Origin of the sequence: Vibrio sp. OPT46 (assembly GCF_015163535.1) — a bacterium.
In the GTDB taxonomy this organism is placed as follows: Bacteria; Pseudomonadota; Gammaproteobacteria; order Enterobacterales; family Vibrionaceae; genus Vibrio; species Vibrio alginolyticus.
In genome coordinates this window covers 1-2,359 of sequence record NZ_JADDYG010000166.1, presented here as the reverse complement: position 1 = coordinate 2,359, position 2,359 = coordinate 1, and the positions used below count along the sequence as shown (strand labels likewise).

General features: G+C 40.4%; 1 protein-coding gene and 1 pseudogene. One reads left to right on the top strand and one right to left on the bottom strand.

The window, feature by feature from the left end; translation table 11 throughout:
* A pseudogene (locus IQR33_RS32605) lies at window positions 1–473 on the bottom strand (DNA-directed DNA polymerase); the annotation flags it as partial.
* A 681-nt stretch (window positions 474–1,154) separates the two neighbouring features.
* Here IQR33_RS32605 and IQR33_RS08205 point away from each other — a divergent pair.
* On the top strand, window positions 1,155–1,763 hold the full coding sequence (locus IQR33_RS08205; RefSeq protein ID WP_193837286.1) for a hypothetical protein: 609 nt from the start codon (window positions 1,155–1,157) through the stop codon (window positions 1,761–1,763).
* Window positions 1,764–2,359: the final 596 nt, after the last annotated feature.

The window sequence follows — 2,359 nt, the reverse complement described above, 5'->3', positions numbered from 1 at the left end:
TCAACCAAGAACTCTTCAAATTTCTTACGTGGTTTCTTGATTCGATTAATCGCTTTCAGTTCATCTTCACGGCTTTTGTTCGCAGCTCTGGATTTCTTGATAACATCAGCAACGGGGGTAAGTACCACATCACTCATGTGGTGTTCACCTGCGATTAGATAATACTGATAGGACAGAATGTCGTTTCGGTTTTCCTCGGCGTTGTAGACGTACTCACTGTCTATACCAATGTGAACCGCTTCATCATCACCTTTGAGAGCTTGCCATGGTGACTGCTGTTCATTCTCGAAGTAGATGTCGAGCTCATCATCGACAGCTTTACTTGAGTATTCATCGGTTTGCTCTTGAGTGAGGAATTGGTCGAGTTCGATGCTGGTTGATTCTGTGGTTTGGTCGGTGGTTTCTGCTTGGAAGTATTCGTCGAGTTCTTTATCTATGGCTTCAACATGGTTAGGTTTGTTTTCATTGTTCATCGTTGTTCTCTTATAACCAAGTGCATTGTTGGCGGGTGATGCGACCTTCTTTATACCACAGAGCTCATCCTCTGATGAGTGTGGCTCCGTCTTGGTTTGGTGTGTGAGTTAAAAGGTTGTGTAGAAAGCGGGAGGGACAGAACTATGATTTTTGAGATTTTGATGTGTGGTATGGGGAGTGGGGCAATTGATGAAAGTAGAAACCCATACCAGATATGGGAAGTCTCAAAACGGTGCTGTTTTTCATCGAGTGTAACTAAACATATAAATAACTCCGCTAGGAGGTCCGATTTAATATGGTATTACCCTGATAGTGTAGTGGTGAACGATTTGGTCTGACTGTATGTGCGGTATAGAGAGCCTGATCCTATAGTGGGATCAGGTCTTTGTTACTGCTTGATTGCATTATGAGCTGCTTTGTCTCGTTTTCTGGTGGTGATTTGGGTAAAGCCGTTACCTCGGTGAATGACAAGGCTCGTCTAGCTAAGAATCAGGGTGAGATGCGCAATCTGTCGTTGGGTCAAGATACTGAGGCTGTTTTTACTTGAAACATACTGTCTATATGTCACATGTGAATATGTGACTTAATTTATATGCCTGTAATTTGATAGATATAATATTAATTTAAATTTTTCATGTGTAAGATATGAGAAAGTTTAAAAAAAAATTATAGGTATTTGAATGAAGCATATATTAAGTGTGTACGTGGCTATTGCTTTTGTTGTTACAGGCTATTCAATGTTTACAACTAATGGTCCAGAAGGTTTTGGTAAGGACCATTTTTCTGAGGGGGTAATGTGGCCTGTCTCATTTTTTAATTATGTGTTTGAGCCTGAGCTTGATGGTAGCTCTGTCGAGTCACTGGTTGACTCTGTTGTGGAGGTTGCTGAGTCTAGAGATAGTGATTATGAAGCACAATTAGCTGCTGTTGCATTTAATCGAATCATACTTCTGGATTACGTTGAATCTCGACCTAACTTAACTAGAGGAGAGGTCCAAACTCTAGCGCAACGCTCAAGTAGCCAAAACTTTGGTAGAGATATAAGACTAGATCCTCAACGACAGTCTGATTTGATGGATAGGTTAGATGGACTTGATTACGATGAACTGGTTAGCTTGGGAGGGATTTCTTATGAGCGAGTTATTAAAATCAGTCGTGACAGAGATATGTACTCAACCGGTGAAGATTGTGTGGATGGCCTAATAAAAGCATATCGACAAGAAAAAGGGGCTGATGCCATGATCAAATACGACATTCTTCAAGAGTTTGATGAAATGTGTGGCCTTTAATTCATAAGAGTGTGCACAGTATGATTAAACTTATTTTTGTTCTCCTTTTTATGGTTTTTTGTATCAACTTTCCACTAGTGGCGTGTGCTATTGGTGTGTTCATGCTATTCATCGGGGCTATTAACAGTAAGTAGTTATAATTTCATAAGCTTCTAAAACTCGTGTATTAAATTATACGAGTTTTTTTTAACCTTAGCCTCTACTAGAGGATGTGTTCCTCTGTGTCCTTTGCCTTTAACCGCTACAGTCGATATTGATTGTCTTGGAGAGAATACGATTGAAGCTCCCCCCTAAGTGTTAGCAGGAGGTTTCCGAGAGGGCTTTTCTAGTTGGGAGAGGAAGGGAGCTAGGTGGTTGTTTGAGAAAGGTCTAGGATAGCGAGTCGCAATATATTGTTGATTAGTAAGTTAGCACCAGAAAGCCGTCATTCAGTTCGGTCGCTCAAGAGTCTGATAGATGGTATCAAATTCGGGGTTGATGTTTGCGCTAAGCTGGTTTTGCCCCATTCAAAGTTAGAATTAGGGATCATGCTTGTATCGAATATCTGTTTTGCAATAATTATTTTTAATGATGCTGTTGATTTCAATTCAGCCTTT

What these genes read in the sequence shown, in the direction of transcription:
- IQR33_RS08205 (WP_193837286.1), top strand. Translation starts at nt 1,155, where the DNA reads ATGAAGCATATATTAAGTGTGTACGTGGCTATTGCTTTTGTTGTTACA.